Here is a 23,312-nt window from a genome sequence, read left to right as displayed (position 1 = left end):
ATGAAGGCCTCCGGCCCCAGGACCCCCGTATCAGACCCCATGACTTACAACCCTGAGAGGGATTGACGCATAGTGCTCGACGTCAACTTCTTCGACGAGCTCCGGATCGGTCTGGCTACCGCTGACGACATCCGTCAGTGGAGCCACGGCGAGGTCAAGAAGCCCGAGACCATCAACTACCGCACCCTCAAGCCCGAAAAGGACGGACTCTTCTGCGAGAAGATCTTCGGTCCGACCCGGGACTGGGAGTGCTACTGCGGCAAGTACAAGCGCGTCCGCTTCAAGGGCATCATCTGTGAGCGCTGTGGCGTCGAGGTCACCCGCGCCAAGGTGCGTCGTGAGCGGATGGGCCACATCGAGCTGGCCGCTCCCGTCACGCACATCTGGTACTTCAAGGGCGTCCCGAGCCGGCTGGGCTACCTGCTCGACCTGGCTCCCAAGGACCTCGAGAAGGTCATCTACTTCGCGGCGTACATGATCACGTACGTCGACGAGGAGCGCCGTACGCGTGACCTGCCCTCGCTGGAGGCCCACGTCTCCGTCGAGCGCCAGCAGGTCGAGCAGCGCCGCGACGCCGACCTGGAGGCCCGCGCCAAGAAGCTCGAGACCGACCTGGCCGAGCTGGAGGCCGAGGGCGCCAAGGCCGACGTGCGCCGCAAGGTGCGCGAGGGTGCCGAGCGCGAGATGAAGCAGCTGCGTGACCGTGCGCAGCGCGAGATCGACCGTCTCGACGAGGTGTGGAACCGCTTCAAGAACCTCAAGGTCCAGGACCTCGAGGGCGACGAGCTGCTCTACCGCGAGCTGCGCGACCGCTTCGGCACGTACTTCGACGGCTCGATGGGTGCCGCGGCGCTGCAGAAGCGCCTGGAGTCCTTCGACCTCGACGAGGAGGCCGAGAAGCTCCGCGAGATCATCCGCACCGGCAAGGGCCAGAAGAAGACCCGTGCGCTCAAGCGCCTGAAGGTCGTCTCCGCGTTCCTGCAGACCAGCAACAGCCCCAAGGGCATGGTGCTCGACTGCGTGCCGGTCATCCCGCCGGACCTTCGCCCGATGGTGCAGCTGGACGGTGGCCGCTTCGCGACCTCCGACCTGAACGACCTGTACCGCCGTGTGATCAACCGGAACAACCGACTGAAGCGCCTTCTCGACCTCGGTGCGCCCGAGATCATCGTGAACAACGAGAAGCGCATGCTCCAGGAGGCCGTCGACGCGCTGTTCGACAACGGCCGTCGTGGTCGTCCGGTCACCGGTCCCGGTAACCGCCCGCTGAAGTCCCTCAGCGACATGCTGAAGGGCAAGCAGGGTCGCTTCCGTCAGAACCTGCTCGGTAAGCGTGTGGACTACTCCGCGCGTTCCGTGATCGTCGTCGGTCCGCAGCTCAAGCTGCACCAGTGCGGTCTGCCGAAGGCGATGGCGCTGGAGCTCTTCAAGCCGTTCGTGATGAAGCGCCTGGTCGACCTGAACCACGCGCAGAACATCAAGAGCGCCAAGCGCATGGTCGAGCGCGGCCGCACGGTCGTGTACGACGTGCTGGAAGAGGTCATCGCGGAGCACCCGGTTCTGCTGAACCGTGCGCCCACGCTGCACCGCCTCGGCATCCAGGCCTTCGAGCCGCAGCTGGTCGAGGGCAAGGCCATTCAGATCCACCCGCTCGTCTGCACCGCGTTCAACGCGGACTTCGACGGTGACCAGATGGCCGTCCACCTGCCGCTCTCCGCGGAGGCGCAGGCCGAGGCCCGCATCCTGATGCTGTCCTCGAACAACATCCTCAAGCCCGCCGACGGCCGTCCGGTGACGATGCCGACCCAGGACATGGTCCTCGGTCTGTTCTTCCTCACCACCGACGGCGAGATGCGCGACCTCAAGGGCGAGGGCCGTTCCTTCGCCTCGGTCGCCGAGGCGATCATGGCCTTCGACGCGGGCGAGCTGTCGCTCCAGTCGAAGATCGACGTCCGCTTCCCGGTCGGCACCATCCCGCCGCGTGGCTGGATGCCGCCGGCGCGTGAGGAGGGCGAGCCCGAGTGGCAGCAGGGTGACAGCTTCCGGCTGAACACCACCCTGGGCCGCGCGCTCTTCAACGAGCTGCTGCCCGAGGACTACCCGTTCGTCGACTACGAGGTCGGCAAGAAGCAGCTCTCCGAGATCGTCAACGACCTCGCCGAGCGCTACCCCAAGGTCATCGTGGCGGCGACGCTCGACAACCTGAAGGCGGCGGGCTTCTACTGGGCGACCCGTTCCGGCGTCACCGTGGCCATCTCCGACGTCGTCGTTCCCGAGGCGAAGAAGGAGATCGTCCGCGGGTACGAGGCGCAGGACGAGAAGGTCCAGAAGCAGTACGAGCGCGGTCTGATCACCAAGGACGAGCGCACGCAGGAGCTCATCGCGATCTGGACCAAGGCGACCAACGAGGTCGCCGAGGCGATGAACGACAACTTCCCGAAGACCAACCCGATCTTCATGATGGTGAACTCGGGTGCACGAGGCAACATGATGCAGATGCGTCAGATCGCCGGTATGCGTGGTCTGGTGTCGAACGCGAAGAACGAGACGATCCCGCGTCCGATCAAGGCGTCGTTCCGTGAGGGTCTGTCCGTGCTGGAGTACTTCATCTCCACGCACGGTGCCCGTAAGGGTCTGGCGGACACGGCCCTGCGTACCGCCGACTCGGGTTACCTCACCCGTCGTCTGGTCGACGTCTCCCAGGACGTCATCATCCGCGAGGAGGACTGCGGCACCGAGCGCGGTCTGAAGCTGCGGATCGCCTCGAAGGACGAGGCCGGTGTCCTGCGCAAGGCCGAGGACGTCGAGACCAGCGTCTACGCCCGCATGCTCGCCCAGGACGTCGTCATCGACGGCAAGGTGATCGCGCCGGCCAATGTGGACCTGGGCGATGTGCTCATCGACCAGCTCGTGCACCACGGTGTCGAGGAGGTCAAGACCCGCTCGATCCTGACCTGCGAGTCGCACGTCGGCACCTGTGCCATGTGCTACGGCCGCTCCCTGGCCACCGGCAAGCTGGTCGACATCGGTGAGGCGGTCGGCATCATCGCCGCCCAGTCCATCGGTGAGCCCGGCACCCAGCTGACGATGCGTACCTTCCACACCGGTGGTGTGGCCGGTGACGACATCACCCAGGGTCTGCCGCGTGTCGTCGAGCTCTTCGAGGCCCGTACCCCGAAGGGTGTCGCCCCGATCTCCGAGGCCTCCGGCCGCGTGCGGATCGAGGAGACCGAGAAGACCAAGAAGATCGTCGTCACCCCGGACGACGGCAGCGACGAGACGGCGTTCCCGATCTCGAAGCGTGCCCGTCTCCTGGTCAGCGAGGGCGAGCACGTCGAGGTGGGCCAGAAGCTCACCGTGGGTGCCACCAACCCGCACGACGTGCTGCGCATTCTGGGTCAGCGTGCCGTCCAGGTCCACCTGGTCGGCGAGGTCCAGAAGGTCTACAACTCGCAGGGTGTGTCGATCCACGACAAGCACATCGAGATCATCATCCGGCAGATGCTCCGCCGCGTGACGATCATCGAGTCCGGCGACGCCGAGCTGCTGCCCGGCGAGCTGGTCGAGCGCTCGAAGTTCGAGACCGAGAACCGTCGTGTGGTCCAGGAGGGCGGTCACCCGGCCTCCGGTCGTCCGCAGCTGATGGGTATCACCAAGGCCTCGCTGGCGACGGAATCCTGGCTGTCGGCCGCCTCCTTCCAGGAGACGACCCGAGTCCTGACGGACGCGGCGATCAACGCCAAGTCCGACAGCCTCATCGGCCTCAAGGAGAACGTCATCATCGGTAAGCTCATCCCGGCCGGTACGGGTCTGTCCCGCTACCGCAACATCCGGGTCGAGCCGACCGAGGAGGCCAAGGCCGCGATGTACTCGGCCGTCGGCTACGACGACATCGACTACTCGCCGTTCGGTACGGGGTCTGGGCAGGCCGTGCCGCTGGAGGACTACGACTACGGGCCGTACAACCAGTAAGCGAGTCGCCTGAGTTCACAGGGCGGTCATCCCGATTTGGTCGGGGTGGCCGCCCTTTGGCGTGTCAACGCCGGCTGTCGAGATGGGCCTGCAGGCGGTGGAGCCTGGTGTGCACATCGGGGTGGGAGTCGAGCAGTCGCGCGATCATTCCGCCTTTCGAGAAGGCGGGGCCCGGGACGCCGGCCGTGACCTCCCGGTCGCGCTCCTGGTGCAGTACGGCCATCAGCTGGGGCGCGAAGCCGAGCCCCGCCGCGTGCTCGTCGGCCCGCAGCTCGGACCGCCGGGAGACCGCGGCCACCAGGTAGGGCGTCGCCAGTGGCAGGAAGACCAGCCCGTACGTGGCAGTCGCCAGCGCGATCAGGAGAGCCCCGGCGACGCCGATCACCACGGCGGCAGCACCCGTCGGGAGCAGGCCCAGCCGGGTGCACAGCAGGCGCAGCAGCCGCCAGGCGAGCCGGGCCGGCAGCGCGTACCAGAGGGACAGCAGCGAGGCCCACGCGTGTCCCCGCGTGTGATGCCCCAGTTCGTGGGCGAGGACCCCGGCGAGCTGGGCGGGTGTCAGGGTCCGCAGCGAATGACTGGTCACGCCGACGATGTGCCCGGCCGCCGCCAAGGCGTTGATCTCATCGCTCTCCTCCATCCAGAGTTGATAGGCCTTCGCGTCCACTCCGGCCCGGGCGGTCACCTCGTGCCAGACGGGCCGCAGTCGCCTGTCCTCCTCCGGTGTGGGGTAGCGCAGGCCGAACAGCCACCGGGCCAGGAGCCGCTCGCACGGCCGGTGGAAGACCAGGGCCCCGCTCAGCACCCAGCTGCCGAAGAGCAGCCACCAAGGCAGATGGATCAGGTGGCTCAGGGCGTACGACACGACGAAGACGACGGTCAGGCTGGCGGCGACGTGGGGGAGGTGCAGTGCCAGCGAGCCGAGGGCGGTGAGGTCCGCCCCGCGTCGGCGGGCGGCTATGTGGATCCGGCCGGGGCGGCGGGTGAGGTCGTCGTCGGGGACCGGTGCGGAGATGGGCATGGGCCTTCCTTCCCGTGCGGGGGACAGAGCGGTGTGGTTCAGGCGAGGAGCATCGATCCGGGCAGCAGAGCCGCCGAGCAGCCGAACGAGAGCAGTCCGGTCCGGATCCAGAAGTGCTTGCGCGTGGCGATGGCACTGGTGTCGGCGAGGGCGAGCAGAAGGCCCCGAGCGGGGTCGCGGCCGGTGTCCGCGAGGGCTGCGGAGAGCAGCCCCTGGCGTGCGGCTCGTCGTACGTCGCCGAAGTAGGTGAGCGGGCTGCCGGGTGTCCAGCGGCTGCCCCGGTAGCGGGGCATGACCGCCAGCAGCAGGGCGAACAGCGCGACGACCAGCGACGCCGCCCCGGCCCACCACAGCAGGGCGGCGGGCGCCGGGAGCCGGTCGGGAGTCCAGCCGCGGTTGGCGAGGAGTGCGGCGAGCATGCCCCCCGAGATGCCGAGCGCGCCGACGAGCACGGTGGCCTTGGCGTCGGCACGGGCGATCTCGCCGCGGAGGTCGGCGAGCAGTTGGGCGCCCGCCCGCACATCGGGATCGTCCGGGGGGTTCATGTGCCGGAATCCGGATCGTCCTCGGGCGGAGCGGACGGGTCGGTGGTCTTCAGGATGGCCTTCATCCGCTCGGCGATGAGCTTGTGGGGCTCGTCGAGCTGGTAGCCCTCCAGCTGTTTGTTGTCCAGGGCCTGGTTGATCAGGTTCACCTGGGTGTCCAGCAGCCTGTTCTGGCCCGACTGGAGGTGTTCCAGGACGAGCCGGGTCTCGTCGGGGTGCGCCGCCAGGTGCAGGGCGAGTGCGGCGGCGCCGCCCTTGGCCAGGGTGCGTTCGTAGAACCTGATCTGTTCGGCCCTGCGTTCGGCCTCGTACGTGTCGCGGAGCCGGGTGGCTTCGTGCTCCGGCTGCGCGGCCTCCACCTCGTGCCGGGCGGTCCGCAGGCGGTCCTGGTGGGATCGCTCGGTGGCGTCGCGGCGCAGGCGTACGGAGCAGGTGACGTGCAGGCCCTGGGCGCGGCCGAGCGAGGGCTCGTCCCGCACCGCCCGCTGCACGGCCCGTTCCGCCTCGGCACTCGCGTCGATGGGGTGGCGGCGGCCGGCGTCCCGCATCAGCGGCAGCAGCTCCCGTGTGAGCAGGCCGGGTACATCCCGCTCCTGGCTGCGGACGAAGAGCGCCGGGTGGGTGACCCGCCAGCCGACGTCGGCCGTGACCTCGAACTCGAAGCTGTCGACCAGGCTGGGCAGGGGCACGGTCAGCTCGAAGGCGTGCGGGTCCGTGTCCACCTCGTACACGGCGACGTACCGCCGCATGGACGCGGGACGGTCGGGCGGTGGGAAGGTCTCGTACGCGCCCTTGCGGGTCACACACACCAGGGCGTGGTCGATGCGGCCCATGAAGCGCCGGCCGCCGATGTGGAAGCGCGGTAGCTGCCAGACGGTACGGACGGGGTCGGTCTCGTGTTCCATGGTCGGCCTCCGAAGGCAGGTCAGTCGAGGGCGAGGCGTTTGCTCAGCCGGTCCGCGGCCGGGGTGACGGCTCCTCTGGAGTCGCGGACCGTGCCCAGCAGATGGCCGACGCGCCGCCGGTTGGTGGGCGTGGCGACGAGGGCGCCGAGCAGCGAGGCGAGGGCCGACTCGGTCTCCGGGGCGTCATCGGCCGCGCGCACCCAGCCGCGCAGGACGCCGAGGGCCTTCGGGTTGTGCGTCCGGTCGGCGAGCAGCGCGTCCCAGAAGTCGGCCAGCTGCCGGGCGGCCGTGGCATCCTCGGCCTCCGCGGCCCGCGCGTACCAGGAGAGGACGGGCGGGCGGTCGCTGTCGTCGTCCTTCGTCTGCTTGCAGGCCTGGAAGAAGGCGAGCAGGGCGTGCGGGCGGACCATCCGGTCGGTGCGGCGGAGTTCGGTCAGGGCGGCCAGTACGGGGTCCCGTACGGCGAGGAGGAGGAGTTCGAGGGCGTCGGCGAGCTGCCGGGCCTCCTCCGGTGGTTCCCCGTCCTCCTCGGCGCTCGCGGCCTCGGCGGGCGGTGGCCGGTGCATGGCGTCCACGAGTGCCGCCAGAGTCTCCTCGTGGTGCACCGGCCCGAGGAGGCCGTAGGCGCGGATGGCCGTCCAGCGGCGGCTCTCGACGTCCCCGATGCACCAGTCGTGCAGGATCCGGGAGACGGCCGGCACCTCCAGGAGCTGGGTCATGGTGAGGGCGTTGGCCGCGGTCAGCCAGGCATGCGGCTTGCGGCTGTCCGCCCAGGGCTCGATGAGGTGGGCCATGGCGGACGACAGATCGGCCTTGGCCAGCAGCGCGGCGGCCGACGCCGCCCGGGTCCGCACGAGGGGACGGCGGTCGTCGGCCAGCTTGCGGATCCACTCCGCGAAGGCCGGGCGCGCGGACGGGTGGAGGTTCCACACCTCCTCCAGCAGCATCGGAGCCGTCCGCTCGTCCTGGAAGGCGGCGCAGAAGCTGCCCTTCAGAGGACCCCACTCGGTGACCTCCGCGGTCACATAGCCGTCGGCGTGCGCGAGCCGGAGCCGCTCCTTGCGGGAGCTGCCGAAGACGGGGATGGGCGGTCGGGTGTGCGGACTCTGAATGTCGTGCAGGCGTACGAAGAGGCCGTCGGCGAGCTCGGCCGTCACCGCGTACGGCGCCTTGTCGAAGACGGCGAGGGAGACGAGGAACGCCTTGTCGATCAGCTCCGGCTTCTCCTCGGTGAGCCAGCGGGTCACCTGGGTCGCCACGGCGGTCTCGCCGAACGCGGCGAGCTCCACCTCGTCGATCTCACCGCGATGGTGTGCGACGAGCCGCAGCGCGAACTGCCTGATCTCCTCGGGCCGGTGGTGCCGGGTGAGGAACTCCTTCACCGCTGTCAGTCCGCACAGCTCCGGCCATGCGGACTCACCGGTCGCCGGCGTGACATGGGCGTGCAGCAGATGCTCCGCGGACGGCGGCTCCCACCGTACGGAGGGCAGGTCGCCCAGCGCCGCCGAGGGCTCGACGGTGATCACCAGACGGGCACGGGCGCGCTCCAACCGTTCCCGAAGAGAGTGCAGTTGGGCCTCGCGCAGGGGACGGTTCCGACTGACGGGCAGATCGCACAGGACGTATCCGGTCGAGTTGTCCACCTGGTCGGCCAGCTCGGGGAACGACGCGGGGGGATCGAGGGAACGAAGCCGCTCGGCGCCCAGCCGGTGCAGCAGCATCAGCGCGGCGGTCCGGCGGCCTGTCTCGCGTCCGCCGGACAGGATGACGAGCCTGTCGGCCCGCAGGCGTTTCAGGGCCTCGTCGAAGCTCTGGCAGCCCCGGAAGACGACCTGTAGTTCTTCGATCTCCCCGTGCGGTACCGGCCCGGACAGCGGGAGGGGCGTCTCGGCCCGGCCTCCGAAGTGGAAGTGCTGGTCACCGTAGTGCGTGCCGCCCGCTTGGCCGAACTGGTCCCGGGAGACGAGGGTGGAGACGAAGTCCGGGGCGTGCGCGATCAGGTCCCGGCGCGCGGCCCACGCCTCCTGCCTCGGCTGGTCCTCGGCAGCTTCGTCCCGCTCCTTCTTCTCGCCGTCCTGCCCTTCGGCCGGATTCGCAGTGTCGGCCGGATTCTCCTCCTGGCTCATCGGCGCTCTTCCCGGGCCCGGCCGGTGAAGTCGAAGTGCTGTCCGCCGTGGAGTGTGCCGCCTGCCTGACCGTACTGATCGCCGTGGATCTGGACGTCGGAGCGCCGGGAGGCGGGCGCGTCCGGGCCCTCGGCGTCGGCGGGAGCTTCCGGGGGGTTCGGCGTGCTGGTGCCCGACTCCCCGTGCACCCAGGCCACCGTCGGCCCCTCCTTCGTCCCCACCGTCACCCGGTGGAACTCCTCCGGACGCACGCCCAGCGGGCCGTGCCGTACCACCCCCTGGTAGATGCCTTCCGACACGCAGAGCACGCAGTCGGACTCGCGCTGCTTCAGGGCGTCGCGCAGGGGGTCGGAGTTCAGCAGGCGGACCGCGTGATTGAGGTCGGAGCCGACCCAGCCGTCGAGTTCGTCGACGGCGACGTAGCCGGAGGACAGGACGATGCGCAGCCGCATGCGGGCGCTGGTCGCCAGGAGGCGGTTCTTGTTGTGGAGGAGGGCGGGGGTCTCGGTCAGGAGGGTCTTGATCAGCGCGGGTACGGGGACCGCGGTGTCGATCAGCTCCATGACGGAGTCGCCGCGGTCGGCGCGCAGCCGGGCCGTCTCGTCGACGCCGGCGTCGAGCAGGGTCGTGTCGACGACGTCGTACAGGACGCGGCGCAGGAACGCCTGTTCCACGTCGTCGCGTGAGCCGTACTGCTCGATGTCGAAGAGGAGGATCGTGCGGTACACGGGATCGGTCATGGCTGCCTCTCGCACGTCGGTGTCCGTCGTCCAGCACGATGGCGGGTCGCGGGCGAGCGCCGGAGGGCCGATGACACGGACGGAATGTGACCGTGTGCATGGAACGGCGGGCGGGGATGTGCGTCAGGCGGAGGCGTCGCCGGCGATGCGGCGCAGCACGTCGGGGCGGAGTACGACGATGCGTCGGCGCCGGGTGGCGACGACCTGCCGGTCCCGCAGCTCCTTGAGGAGCCGGGCCACCGCCTCGCGCGAGGAGCCCACGGAACCGGCGAACTCCTGCTGGCTGAGCCCGATGGTGAGTTCGATGCCCTCGTCCGTCCGGCTGCCGTGTGTGCGCACCAGTTCGAGCAGCAGGACGGCCAGCCGCTCGCGCACGGTCAGCGCGGCCCATTCCAGCCGGCGCCGATCGGTCGACCGCTGCCGGTCCGTGGACAGGCTCAGCAGGTGCAGTGCCACCCGGGGATTGTCCGAGACGAACAGGGTGAAACGGTTCTGGTCGACGACGACCGCCTCGACCGGCTCCAGGGCCGTCACGGTCGCCGAGCGGCCGCGGCCGCTGAGGGCCGCGCCCTCGCCGATGATGTCGCCCGGGCCGCGCAGGGCGAGCAGAGCCTCGTAGCCGTTGGCGGCGATCGCCGTGACCTTGGTCCAGCCATGCAGGAGGAGCAGGACGTGGGCCGAGGGCTCGTCCTGGTGCAGGATGACGCCGCGCGCCCGGTAGCCGAGGGGGCGGCCGATGGCGAGCAGGGCGGCGCGGTCCTCCCGCTCCAGCCGGGCGAGGAACGGGACGCCGTCGTCGTCCCACGCGCGTCCCTGGCCCCCGGTCATCCCGCCGCCCCCGCGTTCACCTGTGCCGATGCCTGCCCTGTACAAGCGTCGTCCTGGCGTCAACGTACTGGAAACGACCATGGAGGAAACGGGCGTGATTCGGCCGCGTGGCTGAGGAACGGTGCCCCGCCCCGGACGCACCGATGCCGGAAGCGTCCCTTCGGCGCATCATGGAAGAACTCAGCCTCCCGTGGAGGTACTCCGTGTCCCAGCCCCCCTACCCCTCCTGGCACCCCTGGCAAGCCCCCGCCGCCCCCTCGATGCTCGCGTCGCATGCCGATCGGGAGCGGGCCGTGGACGTGCTCAGAGCCGGGTACGGCGAGGGGCGGATGGAGCAGGACGAGTTCGAGAAGCGGGTGGCGCGGGCGTACGGGGCGCGGACCGTGGGGGAGCTGGCGCTGCTCGTCGCGGATCTGCCGCAGGGGCCGGTGATTCAGTCGGCCGGTGCCGTGCCGGTGGCGCGGACGTTTCTGCCGGTGCCGCGGCCGGCGACGAACGGGAAGGCGGTCGCGGCCGGGGTGTGCGGTCTGCTGTGTGTGCCGACGATGGGGCTGACGGGGATCCCGGCCGTTGTGCTGGGGCACGTGGCGCGGGCCGAGATCCGCAGTCGGGGCGAGCTGGGGGACGGGCTCGCGCTGACCGGGCTGGTGCTCGGATGGTTGTCCACGGCAGGCTGGGCACTCGTCCTGGTGTTGCTGACGGTGGTGTCCATCGCGGCGGGCTGAACGACGGGCTGACCGGCGGCCGAACGGCGAGCCGGACAGGGGACTGAGCGGCCTGGGGTCTTGACATGCTCCGCATAACCATGCGGGCGGTTCCCATTTGTTTTGACCGCAGCGAATGCGATAGGTACGCTCAGACCTTGTGCCTGGGGTGTGCCCTGGCTCTCGTGCGTGCCATCAACCGCATCGCGAGCTGTTACCGGCCACCGCAATCTGCGCTTCTTTCTGCCTCGCGGCGGGAGTCCGCGGGATTCGACACACCCGACCGCGTGGGTCGGCGACGTTCCAGGTTAGCTTCACCATTCGGCACACAGAAACCGGAGAAGTAGTGCCTACGATCCAGCAGCTGGTCCGGAAGGGCCGGCAGGACAAGGTCGAGAAGAACAAGACGCCCGCACTCGAGGGTTCCCCTCAGCGTCGCGGCGTCTGCACGCGTGTGTTCACGACCACCCCGAAGAAGCCGAACTCGGCCCTGCGTAAGGTCGCGCGTGTGCGTCTGACCAGCGGGATCGAGGTCACCGCTTACATTCCGGGTGAGGGACACAACCTGCAGGAGCACTCCATCGTGCTCGTGCGCGGCGGCCGTGTGAAGGACCTGCCGGGTGTTCGCTACAAGATCATCCGCGGCTCGCTCGACACCCAGGGTGTCAAGAACCGCAAGCAGGCCCGCAGCCGCTACGGCGCCAAGAAGGAGAAGTAAGAATGCCTCGTAAGGGCCCCGCCCCGAAGCGCCCGGTCATCATCGACCCGGTCTACGGTTCTCCTCTGGTGACCTCCCTCATCAACAAGGTGCTGCTGAACGGCAAGCGCTCCACCGCCGAGCGCATCGTCTACGGCGCCATGGAGGGTCTGCGTGAGAAGACGGGCAACGACCCGATCATCACGCTGAAGCGCGCACTGGAAAACATCAAGCCGACCCTCGAGGTCAAGTCCCGCCGTGTCGGTGGTGCGACGTACCAGGTTCCGATCGAGGTCAAGCCCGGTCGTGCCAACACGCTCGCGCTGCGCTGGCTCGTCGGTTACTCCCGCGCCCGTCGCGAGAAGACCATGACCGAGCGTCTGCTCAACGAGCTTCTCGACGCCTCCAACGGCCTCGGTGCCGCTGTGAAGAAGCGCGAGGACACCCACAAGATGGCCGAGTCCAACAAGGCCTTCGCGCACTACCGCTGGTAGTCGCTACCCACATCGAGACCGAGAGAAGACTGAAGCCTTATGGCTACCACTTCACTTGACCTGGCCAAGGTCCGCAACATCGGGATCATGGCCCACATCGACGCGGGCAAGACGACCACCACCGAGCGGATCCTGTTCTACACCGGCGTTTCGTACAAGATCGGTGAGGTCCACGACGGCGCCGCCACGATGGACTGGATGGAGCAGGAGCAGGAGCGTGGCATCACGATCACGTCTGCTGCGACCACCTGTCACTGGCCGCTCGAGGACAACGACTACACCATCAACATCATCGACACCCCGGGTCACGTCGACTTCACCGTCGAGGTGGAGCGCTCCCTGCGCGTGCTCGACGGTGCCGTGACGGTGTTCGACGGTGTCGCCGGTGTCGAGCCGCAGTCCGAGACGGTGTGGCGTCAGGCCGACCGCTACGGCGTGCCCCGCATCTGCTTCGTCAACAAGCTGGACCGTACCGGCGCCGAGTTCCACCGCTGCGTGGACATGATCTCGGACCGTCTGGGCGCCCAGCCGCTGGTCATGCAGCTGCCGATCGGTGCCGAGGCGGACTTCAAGGGCGTCATCGACCTCGTGACGATGAAGGCCCTGGTCTGGTCGGCCGAGGCGACCAAGGGCGAGATGTACGACACCGTCGACATCCCGGACACCCACGCCGAGGCTGCCGAGGAATACCGCGGCAAGCTGCTCGAGGCCGTCGCCGAGAACGACGAAGAGCTGATGGAGCTGTACCTGGAGGGCACCGAGCCCACCGTGGAGCAGCTCTACGCCGCGATCCGTCGTATCACCATCGCGTCCGGCAAGAGCGACGGCACCACCGTCACCCCCGTGTTCTGCGGCACCGCGTTCAAGAACAAGGGCGTTCAGCCCCTGCTCGACGCGGTCGTGCGCTACCTGCCCACCCCGCTCGACGTCGAGGCCATCGAGGGCCACGACGTCAAGGACCCGGAGCAGGTCATCGCGCGCAAGCCGTCGGAGGACGAGCCCCTCGCCGCGCTGGCGTTCAAGATCATGAGCGACCCGCACCTCGGCAAGCTCACCTTCGTCCGCGTGTACTCCGGCCGCCTGGTGTCCGGCACCGCCGTGCTGAACTCCGTGAAGGGCAAGAAGGAGCGCATCGGCAAGATCTACCGCATGCACGCGAACAAGCGTGAGGAGATCGAGTCGGTGGGCGCCGGTGACATCGTCGCCGTCATGGGCCTCAAGCAGACCACCACCGGTGAGACGCTGTCCGACGACAAGAACCCGGTCATCCTGGAGTCCATGGACTTCCCGGCGCCGGTCATCCAGGTCGCCATCGAGCCCAAGTCGAAGGGTGACCAGGAGAAGCTGGGCGTCGCGATCCAGCGCCTGGCCGAGGAGGACCCGTCCTTCCAGGTCCACACCAACGAGGAGACCGGCCAGACCATCATCGGTGGTATGGGCGAGCTTCACCTCGAGGTGCTGGTCGACCGTATGAAGCGCGAGTTCAAGGTCGAGGCCAACGTCGGCAAGCCGCAGGTCGCCTACCGTGAGACGATCCGCAAGGCCGTCGAGCGCGTCGACTACACGCACAAGAAGCAGACTGGTGGTACCGGCCAGTTCGCCAAGGTGCAGATCGCGATCGAGCCGATCGAGGGCGGCGACGCCGCGTACGAGTTCGTGAACAAGGTCACCGGTGGCCGCATCCCGAAGGAGTACATCCCTTCGGTGGACGCCGGTGCGCAGGAGGCCATGCAGTTCGGCATCCTCGCCGGCTACGAGATGACGGGCGTCCGCGTCACGCTCATCGACGGTGGCTACCACGAGGTCGACTCCTCCGAGCTCGCGTTCAAGATCGCCGGCTCGCAGGCCTTCAAGGAGGCCGCGCGCAAGGCCAGCCCCGTGCTGCTCGAGCCGATGATGGCCGTCGAGGTCACCACGCCCGAGGACTACATGGGTGAGGTCATCGGCGACATCAACTCCCGCCGTGGCCAGATCCAGGCCATGGAGGAGCGGGCCGGTGCCCGCCTCGTGAAGGGCCTGGTGCCCCTCTCGGAGATGTTCGGCTACGTCGGAGACCTCCGCAGCAAGACGTCGGGTCGCGCAAGCTACTCGATGCAGTTCGACTCCTACGCCGAGGTTCCCCGGAACGTCGCCGAGGAGATCATCGCGAAGGCCAAGGGCGAGTAACGCACAGCGTCTACACGCCGTAGGCTTGACTCCGGAGCCTTGAGGGGCATTCCGTCACAAACATGGCGAGAATGCCCCGGGGCCCGGGCTTTCCAGCAAAGATCATCCTGGCGCCGATGAGTAAGGCGTACCAGAACCACTCCACAGGAGGACCCCAGTGGCGAAGGCGAAGTTCGAGCGGACTAAGCCGCACGTCAACATCGGCACCATCGGTCACATCGACCACGGTAAGACGACCCTCACGGCCGCCATTACCAAGGTGCTGCACGACGCGTACCCCGAGCTGAACGAGGCCTCGGCCTTCGACCAGATCGACAAGGCTCCCGAGGAGCGCCAGCGCGGTATCACGATCTCGATCGCGCACGTCGAGTACCAGACGGAGACCCGTCACTACGCCCACGTCGACTGCCCCGGTCACGCGGACTACATCAAGAACATGATCACGGGTGCGGCGCAGATGGACGGCGCCATCCTCGTGGTCGCCGCCACCGACGGCCCGATGCCGCAGACCAAGGAGCACGTGCTCCTGGCCCGCCAGGTCGGCGTTCCGTACATCGTCGTCGCCCTGAACAAGGCCGACATGGTGGACGACGAGGAGATCCTGGAGCTCGTCGAGCTCGAGGTCCGTGAGCTGCTCTCCGAGTACGAGTTCCCGGGCGACGACGTTCCCGTCGTCAAGGTCTCCGCTCTGAAGGCCCTCGAGGGCGACAAGGAGTGGGGCAACTCGGTCCTGGAGCTCATGAGCGCCGTCGACACCGCGATTCCGGAGCCGGAGCGCGACGTCGACAAGCCGTTCCTGATGCCGATCGAGGACGTCTTCACGATCACCGGTCGCGGTACGGTCGTCACCGGCCGTATCGAGCGTGGTGTCCTCAAGGTCAACGAGACCGTCGACATCATCGGCATCAAGACCGAGAAGACCACCACCACGGTCACCGGCATCGAGATGTTCCGCAAGCTGCTCGACGAGGGCCAGGCCGGTGAGAACGTCGGTCTGCTGCTCCGCGGCATCAAGCGCGAGGACGTCGAGCGCGGCCAGGTCATCATCAAGCCGGGCTCGGTCACCCCGCACACCGAGTTCGAGGCGCAGGCCTACATCCTGTCCAAGGACGAGGGTGGCCGCCACACGCCGTTCTTCAACAACTACCGCCCGCAGTTCTACTTCCGTACGACGGACGTGACCGGCGTGGTGACCCTCCCCGAGGGCACCGAGATGGTCATGCCGGGTGACAACACCGAGATGAAGGTGGAGCTCATCCAGCCCGTCGCCATGGAGGAGGGCCTCAAGTTCGCCATCCGTGAGGGTGGCCGGACCGTGGGCGCCGGCCAGGTCACCAAGATCAACAAGTGAGTCTTCGGACTGGCTTGAGGGTCTACTGACCTGAGTGGCTCGAAGGGGCCCGTACGACTTCGGTCGTACGGGCCCCTTTGTTGTGCCCGGGAGATCCGCGGGTAGTCGGGTGGTCACTGCATGTTCTGCAGATGCGGGTGGTCGTACGAGGTCTCGCAGATGTAGAGCTGCATGTTGTAGCCGCGCCCGATGTTGAGGTGGGTGGCGCAGGCCGGGCCGTCCACGTGGTGGCCGGTGTAGCCGGCGTCCTCCAGGGGCCGCCAGCTCCCGCTGCCGCCGTCCCATTCGACCCCGTCGACGGTCAGCAAGGGGCGGACACCCGAGCCGCACTCCTGGCAGGACATGGGGAACGGGTCGGAGAAGCTCCAGGGGGCGTGGCCGCCGACCTTGTTGCCGGGGGCGACGGCGAGGTCGTACTGGTAGTAGACCTCGGCGTCTTCGTCTCCGGCTTCCTCCTCGTTCTCCTCCTCCCAGGCGTTGATCCGCTCGGCGAGATCCTCGGGCAGCTCGTGCGGGGCCGGGTACTCGGTGACCGGCTCGGGGTGCAGGACGCAGGGCTCGGGGAGGTAGTCGGCGCTGCCGATGACGGACGGCTGCGGAGGGTCGGTGAGATGCGCGGTCACGTCGGCGGCGGTGCGCCAGCGAAGCTCCGTGTACGGCAGGTAGTCCGGGTCGTGGTCGAACGGGCACCACAGCACCTGAAGCAGATCAGCGCCCTCCGGGCAGGGCAGGCCGGGAACGTCGGAGGCGTAGAGCTGGGCCACCGGCACCAGCGGGACGGGACCGTTCTGCGCTATGCGGGTCTTCTTGACACCCCGGTCGACGATCACCCGCTCCTCGTCGGTCAGCAGTTCCTGCCCCTCGGCGCGCGGGCGGGCCCAGGCCTCCGCGAGGATCCGCCGCCGGAGCCGGATGTCCACCGGGTCGAGCCCCCTGTGCCGGGGGCCTTTGTGCTCGGGGCAGTTGGGCCATGCCTCCTCGGCCGGCCACAGCAGGGGGCCACCGATGGAACTGTCGGTGGCTGACGGCGTCCCTGCCCGGGGGTGCAGGCGCACGGCGGTGCGGGCGAGTGGGGCGAGCTCGGGGTAGAGGGCGGTGACGTCGAGGGGGCGGGGTGGGGTGGTGCGGGTCATGGGCCAGGAGCCTACGGTCGACCTCTACCGGCTCACGCCTGGGGGCGGAGCCGTCCCGGTACAGGGGCAGGCCGTCCGGTGTGTGTCACATCCATGCCAGGAGGCCTCCAGGGGAATCGGATTGGCAATCGCCGCAGCGCCCGCCGCCGGTACCGCGGAAGGCGCGGTCGCAGCCGTCGCAGTTCACGAGGGGACGAGGGGCGGCCCGTGGAGGTTCGGGTGCGCGGTACGCCGGGAGCGGCGGGAGCTGGGCCGTCAGGCGGTGGGACAGGAGGGCGGCCGGGCGGCGGAGGGGCTCGGGTGGGAGGTCGGTGGTCAGGGCGTGGCGTACGGCGGTGGGGGTGACGTCGCGTTCGAGCCAGGCGGCGACGCCGGGGGCGAGGTGGGCGGTGTCGCCGGCCGAGAGCAGGAGGCGGGGGTCCTCGCGGCGGAGGCCGGTGAGGAGGTCGGTGGCCTGCTGGAGGAGGGCGGGGGCCGGGCAGGCCGGTCGCGGTACGGCAGGCAGGGTCTTGCCGCCGGGCGACCCCGTCCGCTTCCTCGGAGCCGGACGCGGAGCCTCTGCACCCCTGTGACCTGGCTGGTTGCAGGAGGTCGTACGGGTGATGATCCGGCCGTCGGGCACGCGTACGCGCTCGCGGCGCAGGTAACCGTGGGCTTCCAGCTCTTTCAGAGCGGCGGCGATACGGGTCGTGCCCTCGGGGAAGCGGGCGGCGAGCGACTTGATGTCGATGCGGGCGCCGACGGGCAGCGACTGGATGTGCGTGCCGAGCCCGATCGCGAGCAGCGACAGCTCCGGGTGCTGGGCGAGGTGGTTGCCGATCACCGTGAAGCGGGTGGTGTGGCGGGTGTGGTCGTGCACCAGGCCGGAGTGGGGATGCCGCCGGTTCGGGTGCTTCTTTGCGGCAACCCGGGTGTGGGCGTGCGAGGGCACGTTAGGGTTCTGCGTGTCCATCAGGAAGTTGGAGCCTTCCTCGGTGGTCAGGCCCTCGCACTGGGATTGCCGTCCCGGCGAGGGCCGTCGCATGTCTGCGGTTGTGTTGCGCTGAGCGTAGGGCAGGCAATGGCCCCCGACGCCAGTCGAGTTGGTGATGTTCACCCGCGCGAGTGAGGCGGCCCCGCGAGCGGGAGGAGGGGTGGGGCTTGGTCGGGTCCTTTCACCTACGTGTTCCTTCTGGGAGGCCGCCCGCGCCACCGAAGTCCAGGTTCTTGGGCTCCGGTACGAGGCCGATCTCGGCCCAGACGGTCTTGCGGGGCGGGAGCCCGGCGGTGGTGCCCCAGCGGTCGGCGAGCGCCTCGACGAGGCGCAGGCCCCTGCCCGTCTCGGACAGCACCGGCAGACGGTCGCCGCGCGTGTCCGTCACCTCGATACGGAGGGTGTCGGCGACGACGTAGAGCAGCAGGCGGAAGTCACGACCGGGGACGCGGCCGTGCGTCACGGCGTTGACCGACAGCTCCGCGACGACCTGCCTCGCCGGGTCCAACGGCAGCCCCCAGGAGCGCAGTTGCTCGACGGCCAGGAGACGGGCCAGACGGGCACCGCGCGGGGTCGGCGACAGCTGGAGGCTGAAGTTGCGGACGGGGGTGGTGAGTTCAGTGGATCGCTGCTTCACGTCACTCAGAGTGGCGGTGCGCGCTTATCGTGAACAGTGACTCAGCGGGTGCGTACGGTGACTGTCCGGAGCTTGTCCAGCGGTGTCCGGGCTGTCGGGGCCGGGCGTACGGGTAGGGCGCAGGGCATGTTCGTACGACGGCGGAAGGGTGCGGGATGACGGCGGTCGAGGCGGACTCGGGGCGGCTCAAGGGCGAGGCGGACGAGCCGGGTTGGGAGGTGGACCCCGACGACGAGTGGGGCGTCGCCGTCATCGCGACCGTCGGACGGCAGCTGAAGCTGCGGCGGGAGGCGGTGGGGATGCGCGCCGGCGAGTTCGGGACGGCCGTGGGGTACGGCGAGGACATGGTCTACAAGATCGAGGGCGGGAAGCGGATCCCTCGGCAGGACTATCTGGTCAGGGCGGATGAGGTGCTGGGGGCGGGTGGGTTGATTGCGGCGACCTGGGAGGACGTGAAGAGGGTTCGGTATCCCCGGAGCGTGCGGGCCTTGGCGCAGTTGGAGGCCAAGGCGGCTGAGCTGGGTGTGTATGTCGGGCTGAGCATCCATGGGCTGCTGCAGACGCCGGAGCATGCGCGGGCCTTGTTCGAGGCGTGGCAGCCGCCGTACTCGGAGGAGGAGGTGGAGCACCTGGTCGCCGCGCGTATGGCCAGGAAGTCGATCTTCGAGCGCTCCCCAGCGCCATCGCTCAGCTTCGTCCTGGAAGAGGCCACGCTGCGCCGACGGGTTGGAGGCACAATGATGTGGCGTCAGCAGCTCGAACACCTGCTGGGGGTGGCCCGATTGCGCAACGTCTCGCTTCAGGTGATGCGGATGAGCTCGGGAGCCCATCCAGGGCTGGACGGCAGGATCGAGGTGCTGAAGTTCGCCGATGGCTCGGCAGTGGGGCGCTCTGACGGCGCGTTCAGCGGCCGACCGACATCCGATCCGAAGCACCTGCGGATCCTTGAGCTGCGGTATGGCACCATCCGGGCGCAGGCTCTTACGCCGGAGGAGTCGCTGGCCTTCATCGAGCAAGTGCTGGGAGAAACATGATCCGCAAGCCTTCCGCCGAACTGGTCTGGTTCAAGAGCAGTTACAGCGACGGCCCCGACGGCAACTCCTGTATCGAGGTCGCGATAGCCCCCCACACCATCCACGTCCGCGACTCGAAGCAGGACCACGGTCCCCGGCTGGCACTCTCCCTCACCGCGTGGGCGGGATTTGTGTCGGGAGCCGCCAAGTTGGCGCAACTGGAGCCTTCCGGCCACTAGCCCCCGGCAGTCACGGCCGACCAATGACCCAACCGCTCCACTCCCCACCCTTCCCCCCTACTGCCGCCGAACCACCCGGCGTGCATGCGAAACGCGACCGCGCCCGTCACCCCGAGCGGCATCGCAGGCAACCGTTGGGGCCAAGGGACCTGGGCCACCCGCGTTTCAGGGCCGCTCGCTCGCTTCTCTCACGTGCTTCCGCGGCCCGGGTCAAGGGTCGGGCGAAGGCCGATCGGCGGAGCCGACGCGAAGCGCCCTTGAGGCGGGTCGTGGAAGCACGACACTGGCAAAGAAGCGGGCGGCCCGACAGCGTCCTGGTCAACGCCCCGCTGAAGCCCGACCCCGCAGCTCAGAGACAGCCCGGTCGAACGCGGAGTCCCTCTTCTCCTCGAACTCCTCCTTCGTGAACACCGGCTCGGAGAGGTGGGGCGGGATGCCGGGGCCGTCGTAGGTCCGGCCCGACCGGTTCAGGAACTCCTCGTTGGGGAGGACCGCGGTCATGCCGTTGGGCAGGTCGCGTTCCAGGACGTCGGAGAAGACGCCCTGGGTGGACCGGCCGATGCGGACGGTGTGGCCCGGCCGGTCGATCAGGGCCTGGGTGAAGGTCTCACCGGCGCTGACAGTGGAGCCTGAGGTCAGCACGGCGATGGGCCCGGTGTAACGGGGCCCGTCCGCCGGTACGACCCGGATCGGCTCGGGCCGGGTGTGCCGGTCCGGGTCGCTCGGATGGTTCCGGGCACGCTTGGCGTAGGCGACGTAGGGCGTGTCCGTCAGCCGCTCGGCGATCCGAATACCGAGGGCGTCGGAGCCGCCGCCGTTGATGCGCAGGTCGATGATCAGGCCTTTGAGCCGCTGGGTGCGGTCCTTGGTGAGGACGGTGTCCAGGGCCTTGTCGAGTGCGGCGACGTGGGCGGCGTACGGGGCGTCCTCGGAGGTGTAGCCGGCGAACCCGGAGATACGGAGATAGCCCTGGTCGGCGCGGCCGGGCAGGTCGGCGTAGGTGATGCGGCCGTTCGCGAAGTCCTGGCGGTACGGGGCGCCCTTGAGATCGCGTTCGACGACGAACTTCTTGACCTTGGTGTCCAACTCCTCCGTGGGCACCTCGGTGCCCGGGCGGACCTGGGCGAAGACGTTGTCCCCGTCTTCGACGGCGACATGGGCGTCGTAGAGAGGCCGCACCATGTCACTGAAGATCCCGAAGAGCTCCTTGCGGCTGGTGTCCTTGTGCACCTTGGCCCGATACCGGTCCCGCACGTCCCGCCAGTCGATGCCCTTCGCGGCGAAGAAGGGGTAGTTCTCGGCGAAGGAGTGCCAGAAGACGTCGAAGGAGGTGCGGGGGTCCTTGGGCATGGGGCGGGTGCAGTCGGCGGGCAGTTCCTTGATCCGCCGGAGCGCGCGATGGCCGACGGAACTGTCCGTACCGAGGCTGGCACGGTCCCGGCCCGGCCCGGGGCGGACGGCCAGTACGGTGCCGTCGTCGGTCGTGTACGCGCCAGGGCCGGTGCGCCGCGCGGCCTCGCCCTCGATACAGCTGACGGACGTCGTCTGGAACTCCTGAAGGGTGTCGCCGTCGAGGGAGAGGACGGTGCCGTAGCCGTCCATGCGCCAGACACCGTCGATGCCGGGCCTGCCGGAGCCGGCGGCGACGGGCGCTGCCCCTGCCGCGGCGAGGGCCAGGGCGAGGACGGTGGCTGTGACGGTTCGCATGATCGGTTCCCCCGTTGCGTGGTCGTGTATCTCCTACGGTGCCCGGGGGAGCGGGGGCGGGCCATCCGGCGGGCTGGTGGACGGGGGTGGGGGCAGCCCCCGCTTCCGCTAGTCGACAGCTGTCGTGCCGTGACACTGGAGCATGACTTCAGAACCGGCGCCTCGCGATGACCACCTCGACCTGGACGCCATCGAGGAGCTGTGCGTGGCCTCGACTCCGGATCCGGTCTTGGCCGCCACCGCCAGGGAGACGGTGCCGCTGCTCGTGGCGGAGATCAGGCGCCTGCGCTGGCTCGTCTCCTTCGGAGCGTGCGACACGGCCGGCACGACGGGCACGGAGTTCGTGCTGGCGCTCGACGAGGAGATGCTGGCGTACTTCCGCGAGATGGCGGACGTACTGGTGGAGCACATCGGTATCTCCCGTGCGGAGGCGGTCGCGAGGATCAACGCGGTGTACGGGACGCGGGAGTCGGTCAGCTGGGGTGTGGGACTCCTGGGCCACGAACTGCCCGAGTACTGGGCGTACGGGGTGTACTACGGCCCGGATGACCGGCACCGTCTTCCGATCGGCGACCCGGACGCGGACGCGGACATCGACTTCAGCACACACCCCGTACGCCCCGCCCCGCCGAAGGACTCACCGTTCTGGACGCTGGAGGAGTAGTGGCACGATGTGCGCACGGGAACGAATGACCGAGTGATCGTGCGAACGGGGAGGCCGGCGTCATGGCCCGCTACATGGAGACACTGACCGTCGAGCGGGGCGGTTTCCGGATCAAGGTGCCGGAGACGTGGTGGGAGTTCGACGTACGGCCGGAGTCGCGGGACGACTCGATCCGCCGGATGGTGAGCGAACGTGTGGAGCAGCGGCCGGAGCTGGAGCAGTACCGCGGCACCTACGTCGACTTCCTCCAGAAGGCCGCTGCCGATGCCTGGAAGTCGGGCGCGCTGTACTGCGGCTGCATGGCAGAGAACTTCGGCGGCGACACCCCGATAACCGGCTCGGTGACCGTCTCCCTGGTCGGCGGCCGCAACGAGCGGGGCGAGCCCCTCTCGAACGACCCCTCTGTCATCGCGAGCCAGCTCGCCGTCAAGGAGGCCAAGCGGGAAGGCGACTCCTGGCGCAAGGTGACGACGGTCGACATCCCGGGGGTCGGCCCGGCCGCCCGCACCCACGGCATCGAGGACATCGCCGTACCCGGCGACGCCCTCAACCGCACGATCCGGGCTGTGCTGATGCAGACCTACATCCCCGTGCCCGGTCAGGAGGGCAAGGTGGCCCTGGTCGCCGGCAGCAGCCAGGTGCTCGACCTCGCGGACTCGTTCTTCGACATCTTCGACGCGATCACGTCTACGTTCCGGTTCACGGAGGCCTGATGAGACATGACCGGTGTTGACATCACGGGGACTTCGAAGCCTTGGGTCATCTTCGTTTCGCGAGGAGATACCAGCATTCGTGGGCAGCTGTCAGGGCTGGTGGCGAAGGGAGGACGCGTCCACCACTTCGACTCCCGCGACCTGATCACCGAGGAGCGGATCTACCGCTCGTTCGCTGAGGTGCTGCAGTTCCCCGGCTACTTCGGGAGGAACTGGGACTCTGTGGTGGACTGCCTGGACGACCTGTGCGGTGCGGTGACGGGCGGAGTCGGGATCGCGGGTCTGATCCATGGCACGGATCGACTGGTGGAGGCGGACTTCTTCCCCCTGTTCGTGTCAGTCCTTTGTCAGGGCGCCGACCGTGCGAATGCGGCGGTGGATCTCGATGGGCTCCCCTTGGACCGTCCTGCGATCGCCGAACACTTCGTGTTCGAGTTCCGTCAGTTCGATCGCGAAAAGGTGGCGCTGTGCATCGAACAACCTGACCTCACCGTCACCACCGGCGACTCCTTCGTCGCTGCCGCTCTCAACCCCCAGAGGTGGCACTGAAGTCGCGTGGAGCGGGCCGTGCGCGGACATCGTCCGTGATGTGGGGGCTCGTGTTTCCGTCGAACGGTTGTGCCTTGTAAGTTTACGTGTGCATACGGTTGTTGACGTTGATGTGCGCGTGACGGGGGTTGCGGT

At 68.8% G+C, this 23,312-nt stretch carries 21 protein-coding genes; 11 read left to right on the top strand and 10 right to left on the bottom strand.

Features of this window, described 5'->3' with window-relative positions:
- Nucleotides 1-72 precede the first annotated feature (72 nt).
- Nucleotides 73-3,972, top strand: coding sequence for a DNA-directed RNA polymerase subunit beta' (locus tag NNW99_RS14385; protein WP_215119466.1), 3,900 nt, complete (start codon nucleotides 73-75; stop codon nucleotides 3,970-3,972).
- A gap of 64 nt (nucleotides 3,973-4,036) precedes the next feature.
- On the opposite strand, the gene NNW99_RS14380 is transcribed toward NNW99_RS14385, so the two are convergent.
- The 6 genes from NNW99_RS14380 to NNW99_RS14355 form a co-directional block, all read right to left on the bottom strand.
- On the bottom strand, nucleotides 4,037-4,993 hold the full coding sequence (locus NNW99_RS14380) for a M48 family metalloprotease (RefSeq protein WP_215119465.1): 957 nt from the start codon (nucleotides 4,991-4,993) through the stop codon (nucleotides 4,037-4,039).
- Between the two features lie 38 nt (nucleotides 4,994-5,031).
- On the bottom strand, nucleotides 5,032-5,538 hold the full coding sequence (locus tag NNW99_RS14375) for a Pycsar system effector family protein (protein ID WP_215119463.1): 507 nt from the start codon (nucleotides 5,536-5,538) through the stop codon (nucleotides 5,032-5,034).
- Nucleotides 5,535-6,443, bottom strand: coding sequence for a hypothetical protein (locus NNW99_RS14370; protein ID WP_251057796.1), 909 nt, complete (start codon nucleotides 6,441-6,443; stop codon nucleotides 5,535-5,537). The genes NNW99_RS14375 and NNW99_RS14370 overlap by 4 nt, the downstream gene beginning before the upstream one ends.
- Before the next feature lie 20 nt (nucleotides 6,444-6,463).
- On the bottom strand, nucleotides 6,464-8,569 hold the full coding sequence (locus tag NNW99_RS14365; protein ID WP_215119462.1) for a hypothetical protein: 2,106 nt from the start codon (nucleotides 8,567-8,569) through the stop codon (nucleotides 6,464-6,466).
- Nucleotides 8,566-9,309, bottom strand: a complete 744-nt coding sequence (locus NNW99_RS14360; RefSeq protein WP_215119460.1) for a hypothetical protein — start codon at nucleotides 9,307-9,309, stop codon at nucleotides 8,566-8,568. Before NNW99_RS14360 ends, NNW99_RS14365 begins: the two co-directional genes overlap by 4 nt.
- Before the next feature lie 123 nt (nucleotides 9,310-9,432).
- On the bottom strand, nucleotides 9,433-10,137 hold the full coding sequence (locus NNW99_RS14355; RefSeq protein WP_215119459.1) for a Crp/Fnr family transcriptional regulator: 705 nt from the start codon (nucleotides 10,135-10,137) through the stop codon (nucleotides 9,433-9,435).
- A 203-nt stretch (nucleotides 10,138-10,340) separates the two neighbouring features.
- Between NNW99_RS14355 and NNW99_RS14350 the strand changes: the two genes are divergently transcribed.
- From NNW99_RS14350 to tuf, 5 genes are all read left to right on the top strand, one after another.
- Nucleotides 10,341-10,862, top strand: a complete 522-nt coding sequence (locus NNW99_RS14350) for a DUF1707 and DUF4190 domain-containing protein (protein ID WP_251057795.1) — start codon at nucleotides 10,341-10,343, stop codon at nucleotides 10,860-10,862.
- A 325-nt stretch (nucleotides 10,863-11,187) separates the two neighbouring features.
- Nucleotides 11,188-11,559, top strand: coding sequence for a 30S ribosomal protein S12 (gene rpsL, locus NNW99_RS14345; RefSeq protein ID WP_003948652.1), 372 nt, complete (start codon nucleotides 11,188-11,190; stop codon nucleotides 11,557-11,559).
- 2 nt (nucleotides 11,560-11,561) lie between these two features.
- The gene (gene rpsG, locus NNW99_RS14340; protein ID WP_003992340.1) at nucleotides 11,562-12,032 is read left to right on the top strand and encodes a 30S ribosomal protein S7; all 471 of its coding nucleotides are present in this window, start codon (nucleotides 11,562-11,564) and stop codon (nucleotides 12,030-12,032) included.
- 39 nt (nucleotides 12,033-12,071) lie between these two features.
- On the top strand, nucleotides 12,072-14,198 hold the full coding sequence (fusA, locus tag NNW99_RS14335; RefSeq protein ID WP_184591469.1) for an elongation factor G: 2,127 nt from the start codon (nucleotides 12,072-12,074) through the stop codon (nucleotides 14,196-14,198).
- 157 nt (nucleotides 14,199-14,355) lie between these two features.
- Nucleotides 14,356-15,549 carry an elongation factor Tu gene (gene tuf, locus NNW99_RS14330; protein WP_193482362.1) on the top strand — a complete coding sequence of 398 codons (1,194 nt, stop codon included), beginning with the start codon at nucleotides 14,356-14,358 and terminating at the stop codon, nucleotides 15,547-15,549.
- A 113-nt stretch (nucleotides 15,550-15,662) separates the two neighbouring features.
- Here the strand turns inward: tuf and NNW99_RS14325 are convergent, their stop codons facing one another.
- The 3 genes from NNW99_RS14325 to NNW99_RS14315 all read right to left on the bottom strand — a co-directional run bounded on the left by NNW99_RS14325 (nucleotide 15,663) and on the right by NNW99_RS14315 (nucleotide 18,292).
- On the bottom strand, nucleotides 15,663-16,682 hold the full coding sequence (locus NNW99_RS14325; protein ID WP_251057794.1) for a hypothetical protein: 1,020 nt from the start codon (nucleotides 16,680-16,682) through the stop codon (nucleotides 15,663-15,665).
- An 85-nt stretch (nucleotides 16,683-16,767) separates the two neighbouring features.
- A complete protein-coding gene (locus NNW99_RS14320; protein ID WP_215124276.1) occupies nucleotides 16,768-17,634 on the bottom strand; it encodes a helix-turn-helix domain-containing protein in 867 nt (288 codons plus the stop codon).
- A gap of 202 nt (nucleotides 17,635-17,836) precedes the next feature.
- A complete protein-coding gene (locus NNW99_RS14315) occupies nucleotides 17,837-18,292 on the bottom strand; it encodes an ATP-binding protein (protein ID WP_215119457.1) in 456 nt (151 codons plus the stop codon).
- A gap of 155 nt (nucleotides 18,293-18,447) precedes the next feature.
- Between NNW99_RS14315 and NNW99_RS14310 the strand changes: the two genes are divergently transcribed.
- Entirely contained in the window at nucleotides 18,448-19,326 is an 879-nt protein-coding gene (locus NNW99_RS14310; RefSeq protein WP_255986501.1) for a helix-turn-helix transcriptional regulator, read from the top strand.
- Nucleotides 19,323-19,544, top strand: a complete 222-nt coding sequence (locus NNW99_RS14305; protein ID WP_215119454.1) for a DUF397 domain-containing protein — start codon at nucleotides 19,323-19,325, stop codon at nucleotides 19,542-19,544. The genes NNW99_RS14310 and NNW99_RS14305 overlap by 4 nt, the downstream gene beginning before the upstream one ends.
- A gap of 318 nt (nucleotides 19,545-19,862) precedes the next feature.
- On the opposite strand, the gene NNW99_RS14300 is transcribed toward NNW99_RS14305, so the two are convergent.
- Nucleotides 19,863-21,251 carry a S41 family peptidase gene (locus NNW99_RS14300; protein WP_215119452.1) on the bottom strand — a complete coding sequence of 463 codons (1,389 nt, stop codon included), beginning with the start codon at nucleotides 21,249-21,251 and terminating at the stop codon, nucleotides 19,863-19,865.
- Nucleotides 21,252-21,393: 142 nt separating this feature from the next.
- Here NNW99_RS14300 and NNW99_RS14295 point away from each other — a divergent pair, with 142 nt between their 5' ends.
- The 3 genes from NNW99_RS14295 to NNW99_RS14285 all read left to right on the top strand — a co-directional run bounded on the left by NNW99_RS14295 (nucleotide 21,394) and on the right by NNW99_RS14285 (nucleotide 23,177).
- Nucleotides 21,394-21,915, top strand: coding sequence for a hypothetical protein (locus tag NNW99_RS14295; RefSeq protein ID WP_251057793.1), 522 nt, complete (start codon nucleotides 21,394-21,396; stop codon nucleotides 21,913-21,915).
- Nucleotides 21,916-21,977: 62 nt separating this feature from the next.
- The gene (locus NNW99_RS14290) at nucleotides 21,978-22,628 is read left to right on the top strand and encodes a hypothetical protein (RefSeq protein WP_215119450.1); all 651 of its coding nucleotides are present in this window, start codon (nucleotides 21,978-21,980) and stop codon (nucleotides 22,626-22,628) included.
- A gap of 6 nt (nucleotides 22,629-22,634) precedes the next feature.
- Nucleotides 22,635-23,177, top strand: a complete 543-nt coding sequence (locus tag NNW99_RS14285; RefSeq protein WP_215119449.1) for a barstar family protein — start codon at nucleotides 22,635-22,637, stop codon at nucleotides 23,175-23,177.
- The last annotated feature ends 135 nt before the right edge of the window (nucleotides 23,178-23,312 follow it).

It is taken from the genome of Streptomyces sp. CRCS-T-1, from assembly GCF_024442335.1.
GTDB lineage: Bacteria > Actinomycetota > Actinomycetes > Streptomycetales > Streptomycetaceae > Streptomyces > Streptomyces koelreuteriae.
The sequence above is the reverse complement of the archived record's forward strand: the minus strand, read 5'-3'. Positions and strand labels throughout refer to the sequence as shown.

Coding starts and splice junctions, on each gene's coding strand:
- NNW99_RS14380 (WP_215119465.1), bottom strand. CDS start 4,993: ATGCCCATCTCCGCACCGGTCCCCGACGACGACCTCACCCGCCGCCCC.
- NNW99_RS14375 (WP_215119463.1), bottom strand. CDS start 5,538: ATGAACCCCCCGGACGATCCCGATGTGCGGGCGGGCGCCCAACTGCTC.
- NNW99_RS14370 (WP_251057796.1), bottom strand. CDS start 6,443: ATGGAACACGAGACCGACCCCGTCCGTACCGTCTGGCAGCTACCGCGC.
- NNW99_RS14365 (WP_215119462.1), bottom strand. CDS start 8,569: ATGAGCCAGGAGGAGAATCCGGCCGACACTGCGAATCCGGCCGAAGGG.
- NNW99_RS14360 (WP_215119460.1), bottom strand. CDS start 9,309: ATGACCGATCCCGTGTACCGCACGATCCTCCTCTTCGACATCGAGCAG.
- NNW99_RS14355 (WP_215119459.1), bottom strand. CDS start 10,137: ATGACCGGGGGCCAGGGACGCGCGTGGGACGACGACGGCGTCCCGTTC.
- rpsG (WP_003992340.1), top strand. CDS start 11,562: ATGCCTCGTAAGGGCCCCGCCCCGAAGCGCCCGGTCATCATCGACCCG.
- fusA (WP_184591469.1), top strand. CDS start 12,072: ATGGCTACCACTTCACTTGACCTGGCCAAGGTCCGCAACATCGGGATC.
- NNW99_RS14325 (WP_251057794.1), bottom strand. CDS start 16,682: ATGACCCGCACCACCCCACCCCGCCCCCTCGACGTCACCGCCCTCTAC.
- NNW99_RS14320 (WP_215124276.1), bottom strand. CDS start 17,634: ATGGACACGCAGAACCCTAACGTGCCCTCGCACGCCCACACCCGGGTT.
- NNW99_RS14310 (WP_255986501.1), top strand. CDS start 18,448: ATGACGGCGGTCGAGGCGGACTCGGGGCGGCTCAAGGGCGAGGCGGAC.
- NNW99_RS14305 (WP_215119454.1), top strand. CDS start 19,323: ATGATCCGCAAGCCTTCCGCCGAACTGGTCTGGTTCAAGAGCAGTTAC.
- NNW99_RS14300 (WP_215119452.1), bottom strand. CDS start 21,251: ATGCGAACCGTCACAGCCACCGTCCTCGCCCTGGCCCTCGCCGCGGCA.
- NNW99_RS14295 (WP_251057793.1), top strand. CDS start 21,394: ATGACTTCAGAACCGGCGCCTCGCGATGACCACCTCGACCTGGACGCC.
- NNW99_RS14290 (WP_215119450.1), top strand. CDS start 21,978: ATGGCCCGCTACATGGAGACACTGACCGTCGAGCGGGGCGGTTTCCGG.
- NNW99_RS14285 (WP_215119449.1), top strand. CDS start 22,635: ATGACCGGTGTTGACATCACGGGGACTTCGAAGCCTTGGGTCATCTTC.